Source organism: Xanthobacter sp. AM11 (assembly GCF_047444035.1).
Classification (GTDB): Bacteria; Pseudomonadota; Alphaproteobacteria; order Rhizobiales; family Xanthobacteraceae; genus Xanthobacter.
In genome coordinates this window covers 3,441,992-3,459,664 of the sequence record NZ_JBLAOA010000001.1, presented here as the reverse complement: position 1 = coordinate 3,459,664, position 17,673 = coordinate 3,441,992, and the positions used below count along the sequence as shown (strand labels likewise).

The 17,673-nt window shown below is 70.0% G+C and carries 17 protein-coding genes and 1 pseudogene; 13 read left to right on the top strand and 5 right to left on the bottom strand.

Annotation, left to right across the window (positions count from 1 at the left end; all coding sequences use genetic code 11):
- Positions 1 to 38 precede the first annotated feature (38 nt).
- Positions 39 to 806, top strand: a complete 768-nt coding sequence (locus ACI7BZ_RS15865) for an invasion associated locus B family protein (RefSeq protein WP_414118128.1) — start codon at positions 39 to 41, stop codon at positions 804 to 806.
- Positions 807 to 973: 167 nt separating this feature from the next.
- On the opposite strand, the gene hspQ is transcribed toward ACI7BZ_RS15865, so the two are convergent.
- On the bottom strand, positions 974 to 1,297 hold the full coding sequence (gene hspQ, locus ACI7BZ_RS15860) for a heat shock protein HspQ (protein ID WP_414119185.1): 324 nt from the start codon (positions 1,295 to 1,297) through the stop codon (positions 974 to 976).
- 224 nt (positions 1,298 to 1,521) lie between these two features.
- Complete coding sequence (locus tag ACI7BZ_RS15855; RefSeq protein WP_414118127.1) at positions 1,522 to 2,562, bottom strand: HpcH/HpaI aldolase/citrate lyase family protein; 1,041 nt, start codon at positions 2,560 to 2,562, stop codon at positions 1,522 to 1,524.
- Between the two features lie 160 nt (positions 2,563 to 2,722).
- Between ACI7BZ_RS15855 and ACI7BZ_RS15850 the strand changes: the two genes are divergently transcribed.
- From ACI7BZ_RS15850 to ACI7BZ_RS15840, 3 genes are all read left to right on the top strand, one after another.
- Positions 2,723 to 3,058, top strand: coding sequence for a gamma-glutamylcyclotransferase family protein (locus tag ACI7BZ_RS15850; protein WP_414118126.1), 336 nt, complete (start codon positions 2,723 to 2,725; stop codon positions 3,056 to 3,058).
- A gap of 14 nt (positions 3,059 to 3,072) precedes the next feature.
- Entirely contained in the window at positions 3,073 to 3,537 is a 465-nt protein-coding gene (locus ACI7BZ_RS15845) for a hypothetical protein (protein ID WP_414118125.1), read from the top strand.
- 120 nt (positions 3,538 to 3,657) lie between these two features.
- Positions 3,658 to 4,617: an AEC family transporter gene (locus tag ACI7BZ_RS15840; RefSeq protein ID WP_414118124.1), complete on the top strand. Its 960-nt coding sequence runs from the start codon at positions 3,658 to 3,660 to the stop codon at positions 4,615 to 4,617.
- Between the two features lie 6 nt (positions 4,618 to 4,623).
- Here ACI7BZ_RS15840 and ACI7BZ_RS15835 read toward each other — a convergent pair whose 3' ends face one another.
- On the bottom strand, positions 4,624 to 5,802 hold the full coding sequence (locus ACI7BZ_RS15835; protein ID WP_414118123.1) for a UbiH/UbiF family hydroxylase: 1,179 nt from the start codon (positions 5,800 to 5,802) through the stop codon (positions 4,624 to 4,626).
- 212 nt (positions 5,803 to 6,014) lie between these two features.
- Here ACI7BZ_RS15835 and ACI7BZ_RS15830 point away from each other — a divergent pair, with 212 nt between their 5' ends.
- The 9 genes from ACI7BZ_RS15830 to ACI7BZ_RS15790 all read left to right on the top strand — a co-directional run bounded on the left by ACI7BZ_RS15830 (position 6,015) and on the right by ACI7BZ_RS15790 (position 16,056).
- Entirely contained in the window at positions 6,015 to 7,520 is a 1,506-nt protein-coding gene (locus ACI7BZ_RS15830) for an SDR family oxidoreductase (RefSeq protein ID WP_414118122.1), read from the top strand.
- A 73-nt stretch (positions 7,521 to 7,593) separates the two neighbouring features.
- A complete protein-coding gene (locus ACI7BZ_RS15825; protein WP_414118121.1) occupies positions 7,594 to 8,568 on the top strand; it encodes a quinone oxidoreductase family protein in 975 nt (324 codons plus the stop codon).
- Positions 8,569 to 8,693: 125 nt separating this feature from the next.
- Positions 8,694 to 10,904 carry a RelA/SpoT family protein gene (locus tag ACI7BZ_RS15820; RefSeq protein ID WP_414118120.1) on the top strand — a complete coding sequence of 737 codons (2,211 nt, stop codon included), beginning with the start codon at positions 8,694 to 8,696 and terminating at the stop codon, positions 10,902 to 10,904.
- Positions 10,905 to 10,934: 30 nt separating this feature from the next.
- Positions 10,935 to 11,708 (top strand): pyridoxine 5'-phosphate synthase, encoded by a 774-nt coding sequence (locus ACI7BZ_RS15815; RefSeq protein WP_414118119.1) that lies wholly within the window; start codon positions 10,935 to 10,937, stop codon positions 11,706 to 11,708.
- Complete coding sequence (gene acpS / locus ACI7BZ_RS15810; RefSeq protein WP_414118118.1) at positions 11,705 to 12,112, top strand: holo-ACP synthase; 408 nt, start codon at positions 11,705 to 11,707, stop codon at positions 12,110 to 12,112. Before ACI7BZ_RS15815 ends, acpS begins: the two co-directional genes overlap by 4 nt.
- 156 nt (positions 12,113 to 12,268) lie before the next feature.
- Positions 12,269 to 13,021: a signal peptidase I gene (lepB, locus tag ACI7BZ_RS15805; RefSeq protein ID WP_414118117.1), complete on the top strand. Its 753-nt coding sequence runs from the start codon at positions 12,269 to 12,271 to the stop codon at positions 13,019 to 13,021.
- The gene (rnc, locus tag ACI7BZ_RS15800; RefSeq protein ID WP_414118116.1) at positions 12,991 to 13,728 is read left to right on the top strand and encodes a ribonuclease III; all 738 of its coding nucleotides are present in this window, start codon (positions 12,991 to 12,993) and stop codon (positions 13,726 to 13,728) included. The genes lepB and rnc overlap by 31 nt, the downstream gene beginning before the upstream one ends.
- A 620-nt stretch (positions 13,729 to 14,348) precedes the next feature.
- A complete protein-coding gene (gene era, locus ACI7BZ_RS15795) occupies positions 14,349 to 15,377 on the top strand; it encodes a GTPase Era (RefSeq protein ID WP_414119184.1) in 1,029 nt (342 codons plus the stop codon).
- Positions 15,378 to 15,480: 103 nt separating this feature from the next.
- Complete coding sequence (locus ACI7BZ_RS15790; RefSeq protein ID WP_414118115.1) at positions 15,481 to 16,056, top strand: flavodoxin family protein; 576 nt, start codon at positions 15,481 to 15,483, stop codon at positions 16,054 to 16,056.
- A 50-nt stretch (positions 16,057 to 16,106) separates the two neighbouring features.
- Here ACI7BZ_RS15790 and ACI7BZ_RS15785 read toward each other — a convergent pair whose 3' ends face one another.
- Together ACI7BZ_RS15785 and ACI7BZ_RS15780 are read right to left on the bottom strand one after the other, a co-directional pair.
- Positions 16,107 to 17,321: a chloride channel protein gene (locus ACI7BZ_RS15785; RefSeq protein ID WP_414118114.1), complete on the bottom strand. Its 1,215-nt coding sequence runs from the start codon at positions 17,319 to 17,321 to the stop codon at positions 16,107 to 16,109.
- A gap of 19 nt (positions 17,322 to 17,340) precedes the next feature.
- Positions 17,341 to 17,523: pseudogene (locus ACI7BZ_RS15780) on the bottom strand (chloride channel protein); the annotation flags it as partial.
- Positions 17,524 to 17,673 lie beyond the last annotated feature (150 nt).

The window sequence follows — 17,673 nt, the reverse complement described above, 5'->3', positions numbered from 1 at the left end:
AGCCCAGCGGCAAAGACCACAGGAAAGGCCACACGACCATGACCCAATCCACCGCGCGCCTGACGGCCGGGATTGCCGCCGCGCTCCTCACCGTGGGGCTTGCCGGCCCGGCATTCTCTCAGGCCCAGCCCGCGGCCCCCGCCAAGCCGGCGGCGCCGGCCAAGCCGGCCGCCAAGCCGGCCGCCCCGGCTCCCGCGGCCAATGCCGCTCCCGCCCAGCCGGAGCCCACCTTCTTCAACTCGCCCTGGGAGAAGATCTGCCAGGAGATCACCGACGAGAAGGACCCCAAGGTCAAGAAGAAGGCCTGCCAGATCACCCAGGTGGTGGGCGTGAACGACCAGCCGCTGGCCCAGGTGGTCATCAGCGGGCTGGAAGGCGATCCGCGCCGCCTGCTCAACCTGTCCGTGCCCCTCGGCTTCCTGATCCAGCCCGGCATGCGCGTGGTGTTCGACGGCAGCGCGACCCCGGTGCCGTTCGTGGCCTGCGTGGCGGTGCCGAACGTGGGGCCGCTGTGCAGCGCCCAGGCGCAGGTGGATGCGGACTTCGTGAACAAGATGAAGACCGCCAAGTCGGTGCATGTGGAAGCCCGCAACGTGGGCAACCGCGAGGTCAAGCTGCCCATCTCCAACGCCGATTTCGCCAAGGTGTATGACAGCCCCGGCATGGACGTGAAGGTGGCCGCCGAGCTTCAGCGCAAGCGCATGGAAGAGGCCCGCGCCGCCCAGCAGCAGCAGGAAGAGCAGAGCAAGGCGGCCCTGCTGAAGAAGGGCCAGGAGCTGGAGCAGCGCGCCAAGGGCGCCCAGTGATGCCGCGCCTGCCCCGGCAGGCGTAACGGCGTCGGGAAATCGAAAAGGGGCCGGCTCGTCGCCGGCCCCTTTTTCATGGATGGCCCCGGCCCGGGGGCGCGCTCTCACTCGAGGATAGAGAACGCGTTACCCGATCAGCTTGCGATGCAAGCTGATCGGCGCGTGCTCTAGTTCAGCAGGTCGGGCCGCACCCGCCAGCCGCCTTCCGAATCCTGCGAGAGGGCCTCGCTCACCTTGGGGTGGCGCACCGGCTCGTCGGACAGGTCGCGTTCCAGATTCTGCTCGGACACATAGGCCACATACTCGCTGTCCGCATTCTCCGCGAGCAGGTGGTAGAAGGGCTGGTCCTTGTTGGGGCGGATGTCCTCGGGGATGGAGAGCCACCATTCCTCGGTGTTGTCGAACACCGGGTCCACGTCGAACACCACGCCGCGGAAGGGGAAGTGCTTGTGGCGCACCACCTCGCCGATGCGGAACTTGGCCTGCCGCATGCCGCCGGGGGGAAGGTCCGCCGGGGCGGGCGGGGGCGGGGCGATGGCTGCCGCCTCCACCGCCGGTACGGCGGCGGATCTGCTCCGCGCATTCTGACGTGTGGCCATGTGGTGCGCCTCTATGTCCGCGTGGTCCGGGCCCGCCGGGCCCGGCCGCTGTTGTCCCGCCTTGCGGCAATCGGTGTCCCGCGGCGGGTCCGCGGGACGCATTCCCCTCGTTTCTCTCACAAACCGTAGGCTTTTCCCATCTCCGGGTCCTTGGCTGCGACGATCCGGGCAAGATCGACGATCACTTTCGCCTGCTTCCAGGTGGCGTCGTCCTGCATCTTGCCGTCGATCATCACCGCGCCGGCACCGTCCGGCATGGCTTCCAGGATCTTCAGGGCGAAGGCCACCTCGCCGGGATCGGGCGAGAACACCCGCTTGGCGATCTCGATCTGGGTGGGGTGCAGCGACCAGGCGCCCACGCAGCCCTGGAGGAAGGCGTTGCGGAACTGGCTCTCGCACGCCGCGAGGTCGGCAAAGTCGCCGAACGGGCCGTAGAAGGGCTTGATGCCGTTGGCGGCGCAGGCATCCACCATCTTGCCGACGGTGTAGTGCCACAAGTCCTGCTGGTAGCCCATGCGGGGGGCGTCGCCGTCGGGGTCGGCCAGCACCTTGTAGTCGGGATGGCCGCCGCCGACCCGGGTGGTCTTCATGGCGCGGGAGGCGGCAAGGTCCGCCGGTCCCAGGCTCATGCCGTGCATGCGCGGGGAGGCGCTGGCGATCTCCTCCACATTCTTCACGCCCTCGGCGGTCTCCAGGATGGCGTGGATGAGGATGGGCTTCTCGATGGCGTGGCGCGCCTCCAGCTGGGCCAGCAGCTGGTCGAGATAATGGATGTCCCAGGCGCCTTCCACCTTGGGCAGCATGATGACGTCGAGCTTGTTGCCGATCTCGCCGACGATCTCGGTGATGTCGTCCAGCACCCAGGGGCTGTTGAGGCAGTTGATGCGGGTCCACAGGCCGGTGGCGCCGAAATCGGTGGCCTTGGCCATCTCGATGAAGCCCCTGCGGGCGGCTTCCTTGGCATCGGAGGGAATCGCATCCTCCAGATTGCCCAGCACCACGTCCACCTGCCTGGCGATGTCCGGCACCTTGGCGCGCATCTTTTCCAGGTGCGGCGGCACGAAATGGATCATGCGCTCGAGCCGTACCGGCAGCTCGCGATAGGGCGCGGGCGCGCCGATGGCGAGCGGCTTGAAGAATTGGCGCGGCAGCTTCATCTCTCCCCCCGTGGGTCCGGCCGGGGGCACCCTTGCCCCGCCTGCGCGCGAACCTGTTGATTGCAATGCACCATAGCTGGCGCGGCGGCGCAACGCGACTTGATGGGGACGCGCCGCCCGCCCATATGCACACACCAACGATAGGGCGAGGCGGGTTCGGATGATATCGCGGCGGCACGTGCTTTTCGGCCTCGGCGGCCTCGCCTTTTCGCTCCGCCCGGCCCTGTCCCGCGACTTCTGGGGCGCGCCGGCGGCCGATGCGCCGCAGGATTTCATCTTCGGCTACGGAACCCTGATCAACGAGCCCTCGCGCACCGCCACGTCGGGGCGGCAGGTGGCGGCGGTGCCGGCGCGCATCAGCCCCGCCTTCGGCTATGTGCGGGCGTGGGTGGCGCGGGCCGGCGGCCGCTCCGGCGCCGGCTTCACCGCTCTGGGGCTGCGCCCGCGGGGGCGGGGGAGGCGCCGTCCAGCATCAATGGCGTGGTGTTTCCGGTGAAGGATGCGCAGGAGATGGCTGCCTTCGACCGCCGCGAGGGCGGCTATGTGCGGGTGGAGGTGCTGCCCGCCTTGATGGAGCCGGTGGGCTGGCAGGGCCTGCCGCGGGCGGGGCGGGTGTGGGTCTATGTGCCGAAGGGCGCCGCCGGCGGGCAGGCCGGCCCCCTGCCGCTGCCGGATGCGGATTTCCCGGTGCTGCAATCCTATGTGGACGTGGTGCTGCAGGGTGCCCTCGCCGAGGGGGCGGACTTCGCGCGGGAGCTGGTGGCCACCACCTTCGACTGGAGCCCCTTCTGGCTCGACGACCGCCCGGTGCCCCGCCGCCCCTGGGCGAACACGCCGGAGGCCGGCGCCATCGACCGGCTGCTCGCCGCGGTGGAGCCGGCGGCGGGCCAGTTCGCCAACCGCCTGTATCCCGAGCTCTACGCCGCCCGCCACCTGCAGGGCGCCGCCGCAGCTCCCAAAGCCGGGGTGCGGTAGAGCCGGGTCCGGCGCCGCGCTTTCCTTCGCCGGGCCGGCCCTTTAAGAAGGACGGCGCGCCCCGGCGGGCGCATCCCCTGCAGTTCCAGCCTCGGCGCGGCGGCGCCGCCCCCGGCGATCATGAGCGATCTCTTCGGCCTCGCCTTCCCGTTCTTCGGGCTGATCTTCCTCGGCTATTTCTGCGGCCGGGTGGTGAAGCTGCCGGAGAGCGGGCTCGCCTGGCTCTCCTTCTTCATCATCTATGTGGCGCTGCCGGCGCTGTTCTATCGCATCGTGGCGCAGACGCCGTTTGCGGAGCTGGCCAACCCGGCCTTCATCCTGGCGGTGGTGGCCTCCACCACGGCGACGGCCCTCCTCGCCCTGGCCATCGGCCTGTGGTTCCGGCGCGGCCATGTGGGGGAGGCGGCCATCGCCACCACCATCGGCGCCTATGCCAATGTGGGCTACATGGGTCCGGGCCTCACCCTGGCGGCGCTGGGGCAGGCGGCGGCCACCCCGGCGGCCCTCATCTTCGCCTGCGACAGCGTGTTCTTCTTCACCCTCGTGCCGCTGCTGATGGCCATGCGCGGGCGCGGGGAAAGCCTTGTCCACACCCTCGGCCTCATCGCCCGGCGGGTGCTGACCCACCCCTTCAACATCGCCACCCTGGCCGGCGTGCTGGCGGCGGCGCTGGAGTTCCGCGAGCCGGAAGCGCTCTCGCGCATGCTGGATTTCCTGAAGAATGCCGCCGCCCCCTGCGCCCTGTTCACCCTCGGGGTGACGGTGGCGCTGCGCCGGCTGTCGCGGCTGCCGGTGGAGCTGGCGCCGCTGCTGGCGCTGAAGCTGTTCGTGCACCCGGCCATCGCGCTGGTGTCGCTGTCCCTGTTCGGGCCGTTCTCGCCGGTGTGGGCGCAGACGCTGCTGCTGATGGCGGCGCTGCCGCCGGCGCTGAACGCCTTCGTGCTGGCGCGGCAATATCATGTGTTCGTGGAGGAGGCATCCACCGCCGTCCTCATCGGCACCCTCTCGTCGGTGGTGACGGTGACGGGGATGCTCTACCTGCTGCGCGAGCAGCTGATTCCGCTCACGCTGCTGCCGTGAGGGCGCTCACGCCGCCCGCTCGCCGATGCCCAGCCGCATGAGGGTGCGGCGCAGCGGCCCCACTCGGTCCAGGAGATAGAGGCCGAAGCCGCGCGCGCTCTGGATCGGCACCAGATCCGACAGGAGCGAGCGGTTGAGCAGGTCCACCGCCGTCATGCGCCCGGAAATGTCGCGCCGGCGCGCGGCGGCGTAGCGCGAAAGAACCTCCGGGGCGCCCGGGTCCCCCCCGGCGGTGAAGGCGGTGGCGGCGAGGTCCACCAGGCCGGCGGCGTCGCGCAGGCCCAGGTTCAGCCCCTGCGCGCCGATGGGCGGCATGATGTGGGCGGCCTCCCCGATGAGGGCGATGCGGGGCGCCACGATCTCCTGCGCCGTCTCCGCCGCCAGCGGGAAGGCGCCGCGGCCCGGCTCCATCTCGAACCGGCCGAGGACGGAGGCGGCGCGCGCCTCCAGCTCGGCGGCAAGCGCCCTGTCGTCGAGGCCGAGCAGGCGCACCGCCTCCCGCTCGCTCACCACGCAGACGATGGAGGAGCGCTGCCCGGGCAGGGGCACCAGGGTGAAGGGGCCGGTCTCGGTGTGGAATTCGGTGGAGGTGTCCTCGTGCGGCCGGCTGTGGCGCACGGTGGCGGTGAAGGCCACCTGCGGATAGGCGCGGGTGCGCATGCGGATGCCGGCGGCGGTGCGCACGGTGGAGTTGCGCCCGTCGGCGCCGGCCACCAGCCGGGCGTGCAGGGTGCCGCCGTCGGACAGCCGCAGGGTGATGGCGTCGGCCTGCGCCTCCAGGCCGGCGAGGGCGGTGCGGGCGATGTGCAGCCCGGGGCAGGCCAAGGCGGCATGCAGCAGCGCGCCGCGCAAGGCGTCGTTCTCGATATTGTAGCCGAAGGTCTCCAGCCCGATTTCCGCCGAGCGGAAGGTGACCTCCGGCGCGCGCACCAGGCGGCGGGTGGCATCGGCGATGCGCATGTCCCGCAGCGGGGCGGCCTTGCCGGCGATGTCCGCCCACACGCCGAAATCCTCCAGGATGCGCACGGAGCCTTCCAGCAAGGCGGTGGTGCGATGGTCCGGCCCGCGCTCCGGCCCGGTGACGAGGGCGGTGGGCACGCCCCGCGCCGCAAGGCCGATGGCGGTGGCAAGGCCGGCGGGTCCCGCGCCCACCACGACCACGTCGTGCATGTCGCCGCGTTCCATCCGCATCTCCTCCCTGTGGTTCACGCCCGAGACTAGAGCCGGATCGCGGCGGGGAAAAGCGCGGCGGGAGGGCGGTCATGTCGCAGCCGGGAACGCACGTGTGGCGCCTTTGGCACGGCTGCCAGCTTTCATCCATGGGCGGGGGCGGGGCCGGTTGCGGGCGCCGCCCGTTGCCGCATTCTTCCGGCACGAGTCGCACGGGGAGGGGCCGGATGCTGGAGTGGATCGCGTCGCCGGAGGCCTGGGCCGCCCTGGTCACGCTCACCGCCATGGAAATCATCCTTGGCATCGACAATGTGGTGTTCATCTCGCTGGTGGTGCAGCGCCTGCCGCCGGAACAGGCGCTGCGGGCGCGGCAGGTGGGGCTTTCGGCGGCGCTGGGCCTGCGCATCGCTCTGCTGTTCGCCCTGTCATGGCTCATCGGCCTGCAGCAGACGCTGTTCTCGGTGTTCGGCCACGATTTTTCCTGGCGCGACCTCATCCTCGCCGGGGGCGGCGCCTTCCTCATCGCCAAGGCGACCCATGAGATGCACGCGGCGGTTGAGGGCGACGACGAGCCGGGCGACGACACCATGGCCCGTGCCGGCCGCGCCTTCCTGCTGGTGGTGGGGCAGGTGATCCTTCTGGATCTCATCTTCTCGGTGGATTCCATCCTCACCGCCATCGGCATGGCCGAGCACCTGGAAATCATGGTGCTGGCGGTGATCGTGGCGGTGGGACTCATGTTCATGGCGTTCGGGGCCGCTCTCGGCCTTCATCGCCGCCCATCCCACCACCAAGATGCTGGCGCTGGCCTTCCTGGTGCTGATCGGCATGACGCTGGTGGCGGACGGCTTCGGGGTGCATATCCCCAAGGGCTATATCTATGCCGCCATGGCCTTCTCGGTGCTGGTGGAGATGCTGAACGTCGCCGCAGCGGGGCGCCGCCGCCGGCGGATCGAGGCCCGGCGCGGCGGAGGCGCAGAATGAGCGGCAGGGTTCTCATGGTGACGGGCGGCAGCCGGGGCATCGGCGCCGCCTGCGTGGTGAAGGCCGCGGCGGCGGGCTACGGGCGAATCGCCCTCAACTACACCCGCGACGCGGAAGCGGCGGAACGCACGGCGCAGGCCGCCCGCGCGCTGGGGGCCGAGGTGGCGGTGATCCAGGCGGACGTGGGGCGCCGGCCGGAGATCGAGCGTCTGTTCGCCCAGACCGATGCCCGCCTCGGCCGCGTCACCCACCTCATCAACAATGCCGGCATCACCGGCCGCGCCGGCCCCCTGAGCGAGGCCGACCCGGAGGAGATGGCGCGGGTGGTGGACCTCAACGTCACCGGCGCCATGCTGGTGGCGCAGCAGGCGGTGCGCCGCATGTCGGCGGCGGGCGGCGGCAGCGGCGGGGCCATCGTCAATCTGTCGTCCATGGCCGCAACCCTCGGCGCCGCCGGCGAATATGTGTGGTACGCCGCCAGCAAGGGCGCCATGGACAGCTTCACCATCGGCCTTGCCCGCGAGGTGGCGCGGGAGGGCATCCGCGTGAATGCGGTGGCCCCGGGCCTCATCGCCACCGAGATTCATGATGCGAGCGGGGCGCCCGGGCGGCTGGAGCGGCTCATTCCCACCACGCCCATCGCCCGCCCGGGCACGGCGGAGGAGGTGGCGCAGGCGGTGCTGTTCCTGCTCTCGGAAGCGGCCAGCTATACCACCGGCGCGGTGCTGAAGGTGTCGGGCGGGCGCTGAAGGGCGCTTGCGGCGGCACCGGCCGGGCCTATGATCCGTTTCGCTTTTCAGAAGATCAACAGGGGCGGGCGTCATGGTCCATGCGGTTCGGGTGCATCACACGGGCGGTCCCGAGGTGCTCACCTATGAGGATGTGACGGTGCCGCCGCCCGGCCCCGGTGAAGTGCAGGTGCGCCACACCGCCATCGGCCTCAATTACATCGACGTTTATTTCCGCACCGGCCTCTACAAGGCCGCCAGCCTGCCCTTCGTGCCCGGCAACGAGGGGGCGGGCGTGGTGGAGGCGGTGGGGCCGGACGTGAACGATTTCCACCCCGGCGACCGGGTGGCCTATGCCATGGCCATCGGCGCCTATGCGGAGCTGCGCAACGTGCCGGCCGCCGTGCTGCTGCATTTGCCCGCCGCCATCGACGACCGCACCGCCGCCGCGATGATGCTGAAGGGCATGACCGCGCAATATCTCGTGCGCCGCACCCACCATGTGAAGCCGGGCGACGTGATTCTGGTACAGGCGGCCGCCGGCGGGGTGGGGCTCATCCTGTGCCAGTGGGCGAAGCACCTCGGCGCCACCGTCATCGGCACCGTGGGGTCGAAGGACAAGGCCGAGCTGGCCCTCACCCATGGCTGCGACGAGGTGATTCTCTACCGCGACGAGGATTTCGTCCACCGGGTGAAGGAGATCACCGCCGGCAAGCTGTGCGACGTGGTCTATGACGGGGTGGGGCAGGCCACCTATCCCGCCTCCCTCGACTGCCTGAAGCCGCTGGGCCTGTGGGTGAGCTTCGGCAACGCCTCCGGCGCCATCCGGAATTTCGACCTCCTCACGCTGTCGCAGAAGGGTTCGCTGTTCGCCACCCGCCCCACCCTGGCAACCTTCGTGTCCAAGCGCCACGACCTCATCGCCACCGCCAACGACCTGTTCGAGGCGGTGCTGACCGGGGCGGTGAAGATCCCGATCCACCAGACCTATGCGCTGAAGGATGTGCAGAAGGCCCATGTGGACCTCGAATCCCGCCGCACCACGGGTTCCACCCTGCTGCTGCCGTGAGGGGGCGTGCAGGGGCGGCAGCCGAGCCTTGCGCCGGCCGCTCTTGCGCACAATATCCGTGAAACTTATGGATGAGGCGGGCGCGGCTCCCGCCTTGCCCGTGCTGCGACGGATCGTTCCCGGCCATGATGCGCCAATACGAACTCGTCGAGCGCGTTCGACGGTATAATCCCAACACCGACGAGGCGCTGCTCGACCGCGCCTATGTCTACGCCATGAGGGCGCACGGCAGCCAGCTGCGTGCGTCGGGGGACCCCTATTTCTCCCACCCCCTCGAAGTGGCCGCCATCCTCACCGACCTGAAGCTGGACGACGCCACCATCGTCGCCGCTTTGCTGCACGACACCATCGAGGACACCGACGCCACCAAGGGCGAGATCGAGCGCCTGTTCGGCGCGCAGATCGCGACGCTGGTGGAGGGGCTCACCAAGATCAAGAAGCTGGACCTCGTGTCCAAGCAGGCCAAGCAGGCCGAGAACCTGCGCAAGCTGCTGCTCGCCATCGCCGACGACGTGCGGGTGCTGCTGGTGAAGCTGGCGGACCGCCTGCACAACATGCGCACCCTGAAATGGGTGCCGCCGGAAAAGCGCGACCGGGTGGCCCAGGAGACCCTGGACATCTACGCGCCGCTGGCCGCGCGCATGGGCATGCAGGACATGCGCGAGGAGCTGGAGGACCTGGCGTTCCGCCAGCTCTCGCCCGAGGCCTACGAATCCATCGCCACCCGGGTGTCGGAGCTGCGGCAGGGCAATGGCGCCCTGGTGCAGGAGATCGAGCGCGAGCTGAAGGACGAGCTGGCCCGGCGCGGCATCACCGCGGACGTGAAGGGGCGCGAGAAGCGGCCCTATTCCATCTGGGGCAAGATGGAGCGCAAGGCCATCGGCTTCGAGCAGCTGTCCGACCTCTACGGCTTCCGCGTCATCGTCTCCTCGGTGGAGGACTGCTACCGCGCGCTGGGGGTGATCCACACCAAGTGGCCCATCGTGCCGGGCCGCTTCAAGGATTACATCTCCACCCCCAAGCCCAACGACTACCGCTCCCTGCACACCACCATCATCGGCCCGCGCCGGCAGCGGGTGGAGATGCAGATCCGCACCCGCGACATGGAGGAGATCGCCGAATACGGCATCGCAGCCCATGCCCTCTACAAGGACGCCACCGGCGCGCCCGGGCCCATGCTCTCCAACGAGAGCCGCGCCTATGCCTGGCTGCGCAAGACCATCGAGAACCTCTCCCACGGCCTGTCGCCGGAAGAATTCCTGGAGCATACCAAGCTCGAACTGTTCCACGACCAGGTGTTCTGCTTCACCCCCAAGGGCCGGCTCATCGCCCTGCCGCGCAAGGCCACGCCCATTGATTTCGCCTATGCGGTGCATACCGACGTGGGCAACACGGCGGTGGGCTGCAAGATCAACGGCTCCATCGCGCCGCTGGTGTCCGAGCTGAAGAACGGCGACGAGGTGGAGATCATCACCTCCAAGGCCCAGACCCCGCCGGGGGCGTGGGAGACCATCGCCGTCACCGGCAAGGCGCGGGCGGCGGTGCGGCGGGCCACGCGCACCGCGGTGCGGGCGCAATATGCCGGCCTCGGCCGCAAGATCGCCGAGCGGGCCTTCGCCAAGGCGGGCAAGCCCTTCTCCGAGGAGGCGGTGGCCAAGGCCACCCACCGCCTGGCCCGCACCGCCGCCGACGACGTGTTCGCCGCCGTGGGCCGGGGCGAGATCAAGACCGACGACCTGGTGCGCGCCGTCCATCCCGACTGGTCCCCGCCCCGCCTCGACGAGCCCGCCGAGCGCGGCGGCAGCGGCGAGGGCTGGTTCGAGCTGAAGCGCGGCCACAACCTCAAGTTCAAGATCCCCGGCGGCGCCCAGGCGGAACGGCTGGACGCCATTCCCATCCGCGGCATCAACGGCGAACTCCCGGTGCGCTTCGCCCCCGAGGGCGGGGCGGTGCCGGGCGACCGCATCGTCGGCATCCTCACCCCCGGCGAGGGCATCACGGTCTATCCCATCCAGTCGGCGGCGCTGCAGAGTTTCGAGGACACGCCGGAGCGCTGGCTGGACGTGCGCTGGGACGTGGACGAACTTTCCGACGGCCGCTTCCCCGCCCGCATCGCCGTCACCGCCCGCAATGCCCCGGGCTCGCTGGCCCAGGTGGCGAGCGCCATCGGCGACCGCGGCGGCAACATCGAGGGGCTCACCATGCGCTCGCGCTCGGCCGACTTCACGGAAATGGTGATCGACGTGGAGGTGTTCGACCTGCGACACCTCAACAGCATCGTGGCGGACCTGAAGGCCCGCGAGGTGGTGGCCAATGTGGAGCGCGTCAACGGCTGAGGCCGTGGCAATTTCCGGGAGCGACGGCAGATGACCATGCTGAAGGCGGTGCGGCTGGGGGTGAATGTGGATCACGTGGCCACGGTGCGCAACGCGCGCGGCGGCAGCCATCCCGACCCGGTGCGCGCCGCCGCCCTTGCCAAGGCCGCCGGGGCGGACGGCATCACCGCCCATCTGCGCGAGGATCGCCGCCACATCCGCGATGCGGACATGGAGCGGCTGAAGGCCGAAATCGACCTGCCGCTCAATTTCGAGATGGCCGCCACCGACGAGATGGTGGCCATCGCCAGCCGCATCCGCCCCCATGCCTGCTGCCTGGTGCCCGAGCGGCGGGAGGAGCGCACCACCGAAGGCGGGCTCGATGCCGCCGGACAGGCGGCCGAGCTGGCGCCGCGCATCGCCGCTCTGAAGGCGGCGGGCATCCGCATTTCCCTGTTCATCGCCGCCGACCCCGCCCAGATTGCGGCGGCGCACGCGCTCGGCGCCGACATCGTGGAGCTGCACACCGGCGCCTGGTGCGACGCCTGCGCGGAAGGCCGCGGCGCGGCGGCGGAGGCCGAGTTCGCGCGCCTGACCCAGGGCGCCCGGCAGGCGGCGGCGCTGGGGCTGGAGGTGCACGCCGGCCACGGGCTCGACTATGCCACCGCCGAGCGCATGGCCGCCTTTCCCGAGATCGTGGAGCTGAACATCGGCCACTTCCTCGTGGGCGAGGCGCTGTTCACCGGGCTGGAGGGGGCCATTGCCCACATGCGCGCGGCCATATCCCGGGGGCGGGCGCAGCTGGCCGGCGGGGCGGCCGCATGATCATCGGCATCGGCTCGGACTTCTCCGACGCGCGGCGCATCGCCCGCTCCATCGAGCGGTTCGGCGACCGCTTCCTCGACCGGGTGTTCACCCCGGCGGAGCGGGCCAAGGCGGACCGGCGCAAGCTGCGGGCGGAGACCTATGCCAAGCGCTTCGCCGCCAAGGAGGCCTGCGCCAAGGCGCTGGGCACCGGGCTGAGCCATGGGGTGTTCTGGCGCGACATGGGGGTGGTGAACCTGCCCTCCGGCCAGCCCACGTTGGAACTGACCGGCGGCGCCGCCCGCCGCCTCGCCGCTCTGGTGCCGGAGGGCTATGCGCCGCGCATCCACCTTTCCCTCACCGACGAGGGCCCGCTGACGGCGGCGCATGTGATCATCTCGGCGGAGCTACTGCCGCCGGGCTGAGAGGGGCGCGGGCGCGGTGTGTGCGTTGCCCGCGCCGGGCGAAGCCTCTATACCCGCGCATCGGCTTGCGGGGACGCACGCCATTTCGGCGTCTCCTCCTCAGTTTCGGCGCAGTTTCAACTACCCTGCGCTTCATCTTCAGATTTTAGGCTCCCGATGACCGCAACCAGCGACTCGAAGAAGGACGGCGGCTTTCTTGAAACCGTGCGGGTGATCGTCCATGCGCTGCTGATCGCGCTGGTGATCCGCACGCTGCTGTTCCAGCCCTTCAACATCCCCTCGGGCTCCATGAAGGACACGCTGCTGATCGGGGATTATCTGTTCGTCTCGAAATACAGCTACGGCTATTCCCGCTTCTCGATTCCCTTCTCGCCCAACCTGTTCTCCGGCCGCATCCTGGGCGCCGAGCCGGACCGCGGCGACGTGGTGGTGTTCAAGCTGCCGAAGGACAACGAGACGGACTACATCAAGCGCATCGTCGGCATGCCCGGCGACAAGATCCAGATGATCGGCGGGCTGCTGCACATCAACGGCGTGCCGGTGACGCGCGAGCGCCTGCCGGACGTGACCGAGGACGACGGGGCGGGCCGCAAGGTGCCGGTGAAGCGCTGGCGCGAGACCTTGCCCAACGGCGTCAGCTTCGAAACCCTGGATCTGGCGGATAACGGCTTCTACGACAATACGCCGGTGTATGATGTGCCGGCCGGTCATTTCTTCATGATGGGCGATAACCGCGACAATTCGGCAGACAGCCGGGTTCTGAGCCAGGTGGGCTACGTGCCGTTCGAGAATCTCATCGGCAAGGCGCAGGTGATCTTCTTCTCGATCGACGAGGGCGCTTCTGCATGGCAGGTTTGGACGTGGCCTTGGACGGTGCGATGGGATCGGCTGTTCACACGGGTACATTGAACGGCTCGGGCGCGGACCTCGCGCATCTCGAGGAGCGGATCGGCTACCGCTTCCGCGACCGGTCCATCCTCGACCTCGCCTTGTCCCATATCAGCGCCGTGAAGGGCGAGGCCCCGCGGCTGCGCTCCTACCAGCGCATGGAATTCCTTGGCGACCATGTGCTCGGCTGCGTGGTGTCGCACATGCTTTACATGGCCTTTCCCGAGGGGGAGGAGGGCGAGCTTTCGCGCCGGCTGGCCGAACTGGTGCGCGAGGAGGCCTGCGCCGAGGTGGCGGAAGACATGAATCTGGGGCCCTTCATCCGGCTGGGGCCGGGGGAGAGCCAGTCCGGCGCGCACAAGAGGCGGGCGATCCTGGCCGATGTGGCCGAGGGCGTGGTGGCCGCGGTGTTCCTGGATGGCGGCTATGAAGCGGCCAACGCCTTGGTGGAACGCTTCTGGCGCCCGCGGCTGGAAGCGCCGCGCCGGCCGCTGCGCGACGCCAAGACGGTGCTGCAGGAATGGGCGCAGGCCCGCGGGCTGCCGCCCCCCTCCTACCGGGAGGTGCGGCGCTCGGGTCCCGACCATGCGCCCCGCTTCACTGTGGCGGTGGACCTGCCGGGGCTGAAATCGGCCGAGGCGGATGGCGCATCCAAGCAGAGTGCACAGAAGGCGGCAGCCGCTGCCTTCCTCGTCCGCGAGGGCGTGTGGCGGGAGGGCGAGGCGTGAGCGAATCCGGCAAGAAGAGCAGCAGGAAAGCGGACAAGGCGCTGGACACGGTGGACGAGCGCAAGGCCGGCAAGACGGCCGGTTCCGCCAAGGCCGCCAAGGCGGCGGCTTCCGCGATGCCGGTCGCCGCGACCGGTGAGGCCGGGGCCGACGGCAAGAAGGCGGGCAAGAAGGCGGGCAAGAAGGCGGGCGGCAAGGCCGCTGCCAAGGCCGATGGCGCTGCGGGCGCGGCCATGACGGCGCCTGCCGCGGGGGGCAAGGTGGGCAAGGCTGACAAGTCCAAGGCCGGCAAGGCCGCGGATGAAACGGCCGGCGGGAAGGCGGGGAAGAAATCCGCCAAGGCGTCCGGCAGCGAGAAGGTCGGCAAGACTGCCGGCAAGAAGGCGGGCAAGAAGACGGGCGAGAAGGCGGGCGACGCGACCGATGGCGCGGCCGAGCCCGCCACCTATGCCGTGGCGCCCGCCCCCCATGTGCCGGATGCGGCGGTGATCGCGGCGGTCGCGGCGTCCGCCATCGAGGTGGAGGGCGAGGTGGAGGGCGAGGCGGCCCCGGAGCTGCAGGCGGAAGCAGCCGCAGAGGCGCCCGGCGAGAGTCCCCTGTTTGCGGCCGATGGCGACCCGGTGGACGACGAGGCCGAAGACGACGACGGGGAAGACGACGACGACGGCGAGGGCGACGAGGCGGACGAAGAGGACGAAGAGGACGAGGACGGGGAGGGCGAAGCGGACGCCCCCGGCGCCCCGCCCGGCGGTCCCACCCGCTGCGGCTTCGTGGCCCTGCTGGGCGCGCCCAATGCCGGCAAGTCCACGCTCACCAACGCCTTGGTGGGAACCAAGGTGTCCATCGTCTCCCACAAGGTGCAGACCACCCGGGCCATCGTGCGCGGCATCGCGCTGGAGGGCCGCGCCCAGGTGGTGCTGGTGGACACCCCCGGCATCTTCGCCCCCAAGCGGCGGCTGGAACGGGCCATGGTGACCAGCGCCTGGACCCATGCCGCCGATGCGGATGTCATCGCCCTGCTGGTGGACGCCAAAAGGGGCATGGACGAGGAGATCGAGGCGCTGCTGGGTCCGCTCAAGGACATCCGCAAGCCGCGCGCCCTCATCCTCAACAAGATCGACCTCATCCGCCGCGACACGCTGCTGGCTCTCTCGGCCCAGATCAACGAGCGCCTCGCGTTCGACCGGGTGTTCATGGTCTCCGCCCTCACCGGCGACGGGGTGGACGACGTGCGGCGCTGGTTCGCCGCCATGGTGCCCCCGAGCCCCTGGCTCTACCCGGAGGACCAGGTTTCCGACGCGCCCATGCGCATGCTGGCGGCGGAGATCACCCGCGAGAAGATGTTCGTGCGCCTGCACGATGAACTGCCCTACCGCTCCACCGTGGAAACCGAGAGCTGGAAGGAGCTGCGCAACGGTTCCGTGCGCATCGAGCAGACCATCTATGTGGAGCGCGAGAGCCAGCGCAAGATCGTGCTCGGCAAGGCGGGACAGACCATCAAGGCCATCTCCTCGGAATCCCGCGCGGAAATCTCGCAGATCATCGAACAGCCGGTGCACCTGTTCCTGTTCGTGAAGGTGCGCGAGAGCTGGGCCGACGACCCGGAGCGCTACCGCGAAATGGGGCTGGAATTCCCCAAGGGGGGCTGACGCGCCTCCTTGCATTTATGCAAGAACGCTTTGCGGGCTTTCGCCTGGTGTTCTGCGTCGGTGCAAGGCAAAAACGACGGCGAACCCAATGGGGAGACTTCAGATGTCCAAGCCCGTCGTCGCCATCGTTTATCATTCAGGGTACGGTCATACCAAGGTACTGGCCGAATCCGTCCTCGCCGGCATTGGCGAAGTGGAAGCCGTTGAAGGTGTCGCCATCTCGGTGGATGAGGTGGACGAAAAGTGGGAGGTGCTGGACGGCGCGGCCGCCATCATCTTCGGCGCGCCCATTTACATGGGCTCGGTTTCCGCCGGCTTCTGGGCCTTTGCGGAAAAGTCCTCCAAGCGCTGGTTCGAGTTGAAGTGGAAGGACAAGTTGGCGGCGGGGTTCGTGAACTCCGGCAGCCAGAACGGCGACAAGCTCCAGGGCCTGCACGCACTGTTCAACCTCTCCCAGCAGCACGCCATGGTGTGGGTTGGGCTTGGCCTGCATCCCGGCAACAACAATTCCAAGGGCTCGGTGGAAGACCTCAACCGCCTCGGCGGCTTCGGCGGCGCCTTCGCCCAGTCCAATGTGGACGAGGGCCCGGACATGGTTCCGCAGGCCGACCGCCGCACCGCCGCCCATCTCGGCCGGCGCGTGGCGGAAGCCGCCGTCCGCTGGGGGAAGGGCGCCTGAAGCCCCTCGTCTGAAAAGGAAATTCGGCCCTCTCCCGGAGCGGAGGGGGCCTATTCCACGGCTCCCAGGCCGCGCCGGGCCTTGTCCAGTTCCTCGGCATAGCGCCGCAACACATGGGCCTCGCTGAGCAGCCCCACCAGCCGCCGCCCGGCGCGATCGGCCACCACCGCCAGCTCCTCCACCCGGGCGGCATCGAAGGCCCGGGCTGCTTCCTTCACGTTGGTCTCTGGCAGCAGCATGTCGTCCTGCTGCCGGGCCAGGGTGGAGGCCGGCGCCGCCGGGTCCTCCGCCGCATGGGCCAGCGACACCCGCACCAGCCCGGCATAGCGACCCGCCTCGTCCACCAGCGCCACCACCCGCGCCGCCCCGAGGGGAAAGGCCGCCCGCAGACCGCCGATGGAGCCGCCGGCCGGGAAGGCGGGCGGATCAGTGCGCATCATGGCGGCGACGGTGAGATCGCGCATCCACCCCACGTCCTGCGCGCTGCGGATGGTTTCTCCGCGCAGGTGCAGGCGCCAGGTGGAGAAGGAAAAGCCGAATGTTTCCCGTACCGTAAGGGAGGTGATGACGGCGCAGGCGATGACCAGCCCGGTCAGGGCGATGTCGCGCGTCATCTCCAGCACCAGGAAGCTCATGGTGAGCGGCCCGCCGATCACCCCCACCGCCAGCGCTCCCATGCCCACCACCGCCGCCACCACCGGGTCGAGGGTCGCATCAGGCAGGAGGAAGGCAAGGCCGGCCGCATAGAGCTTGCCCAGCAAGGCGCCGAGGAACAGGGAGGCGAAGAACAGGCCGCCGCGGAAGCCGGAGCCCACCGACAGAGCCGACGCAAGGATCTTCAACGCGAACACCACCGCCACCGAAAGGGTGACCGCGCTCTCCACCTGCCGGTGCAGCGCGCCGTGCCCGTCGGACAGCACCTGCGGGCTGTAGAGCGCCAGCACCCCGACGGCAAGGCCCGCCACCACCGGCTGCAGCGGCGCCGGCAGGGCGCTTCGGGCAAACAGCCGCTCCACCCCGGTGACAAGGCGCATGATGACGATGGCGACCCCTGCCGCCACCAGCCCCAGCAGGAGCACCGGCGGCACGTCCGCAAGGGCGAAGCTGGTGTCGGTGGCCATGGCCAGCGGGTCGATATGCGCGCCCAGGGCCCGCGCGGTCATCACGGCGGCGAGGGTGGCCGCCAGCACCGGCGCCGCGGCGGGGATGGAATAGGTGCCGATGATGCAGCTCGAAGCCGTAGAAGGCGCCGGCCAGCGGCGCATCGAAGGCGGCGCCGATGCCGGCGGCTGCGCCGGCCCCCACCAGGATGCGCAGGTCGTTGCGCCGCACCCGCAGGGCGGCGCCGCCGCTGGCGAGGATGCCGGCTCCGATCTGCGAATAGCCCGCCTCCAGCCCCAGCGACGCGCCGAAGCCGTTGGAAATCATGGTCTGGACGGCCACGATGATGCTGTCCACCAGCGACATCCGTCCGCCATGCAGGGCGTTGGCCTCGATGGGATCGACAAAGGCGCGCGCCCGCCAGCGCCGCAGGGCCAGCATCCCAAGCCCCATCACCGCGCCGCCGGCCGCTGGCACCAGCACCAGCCAGGGCGAGAGCAGCGCGGCCGAGGCGCT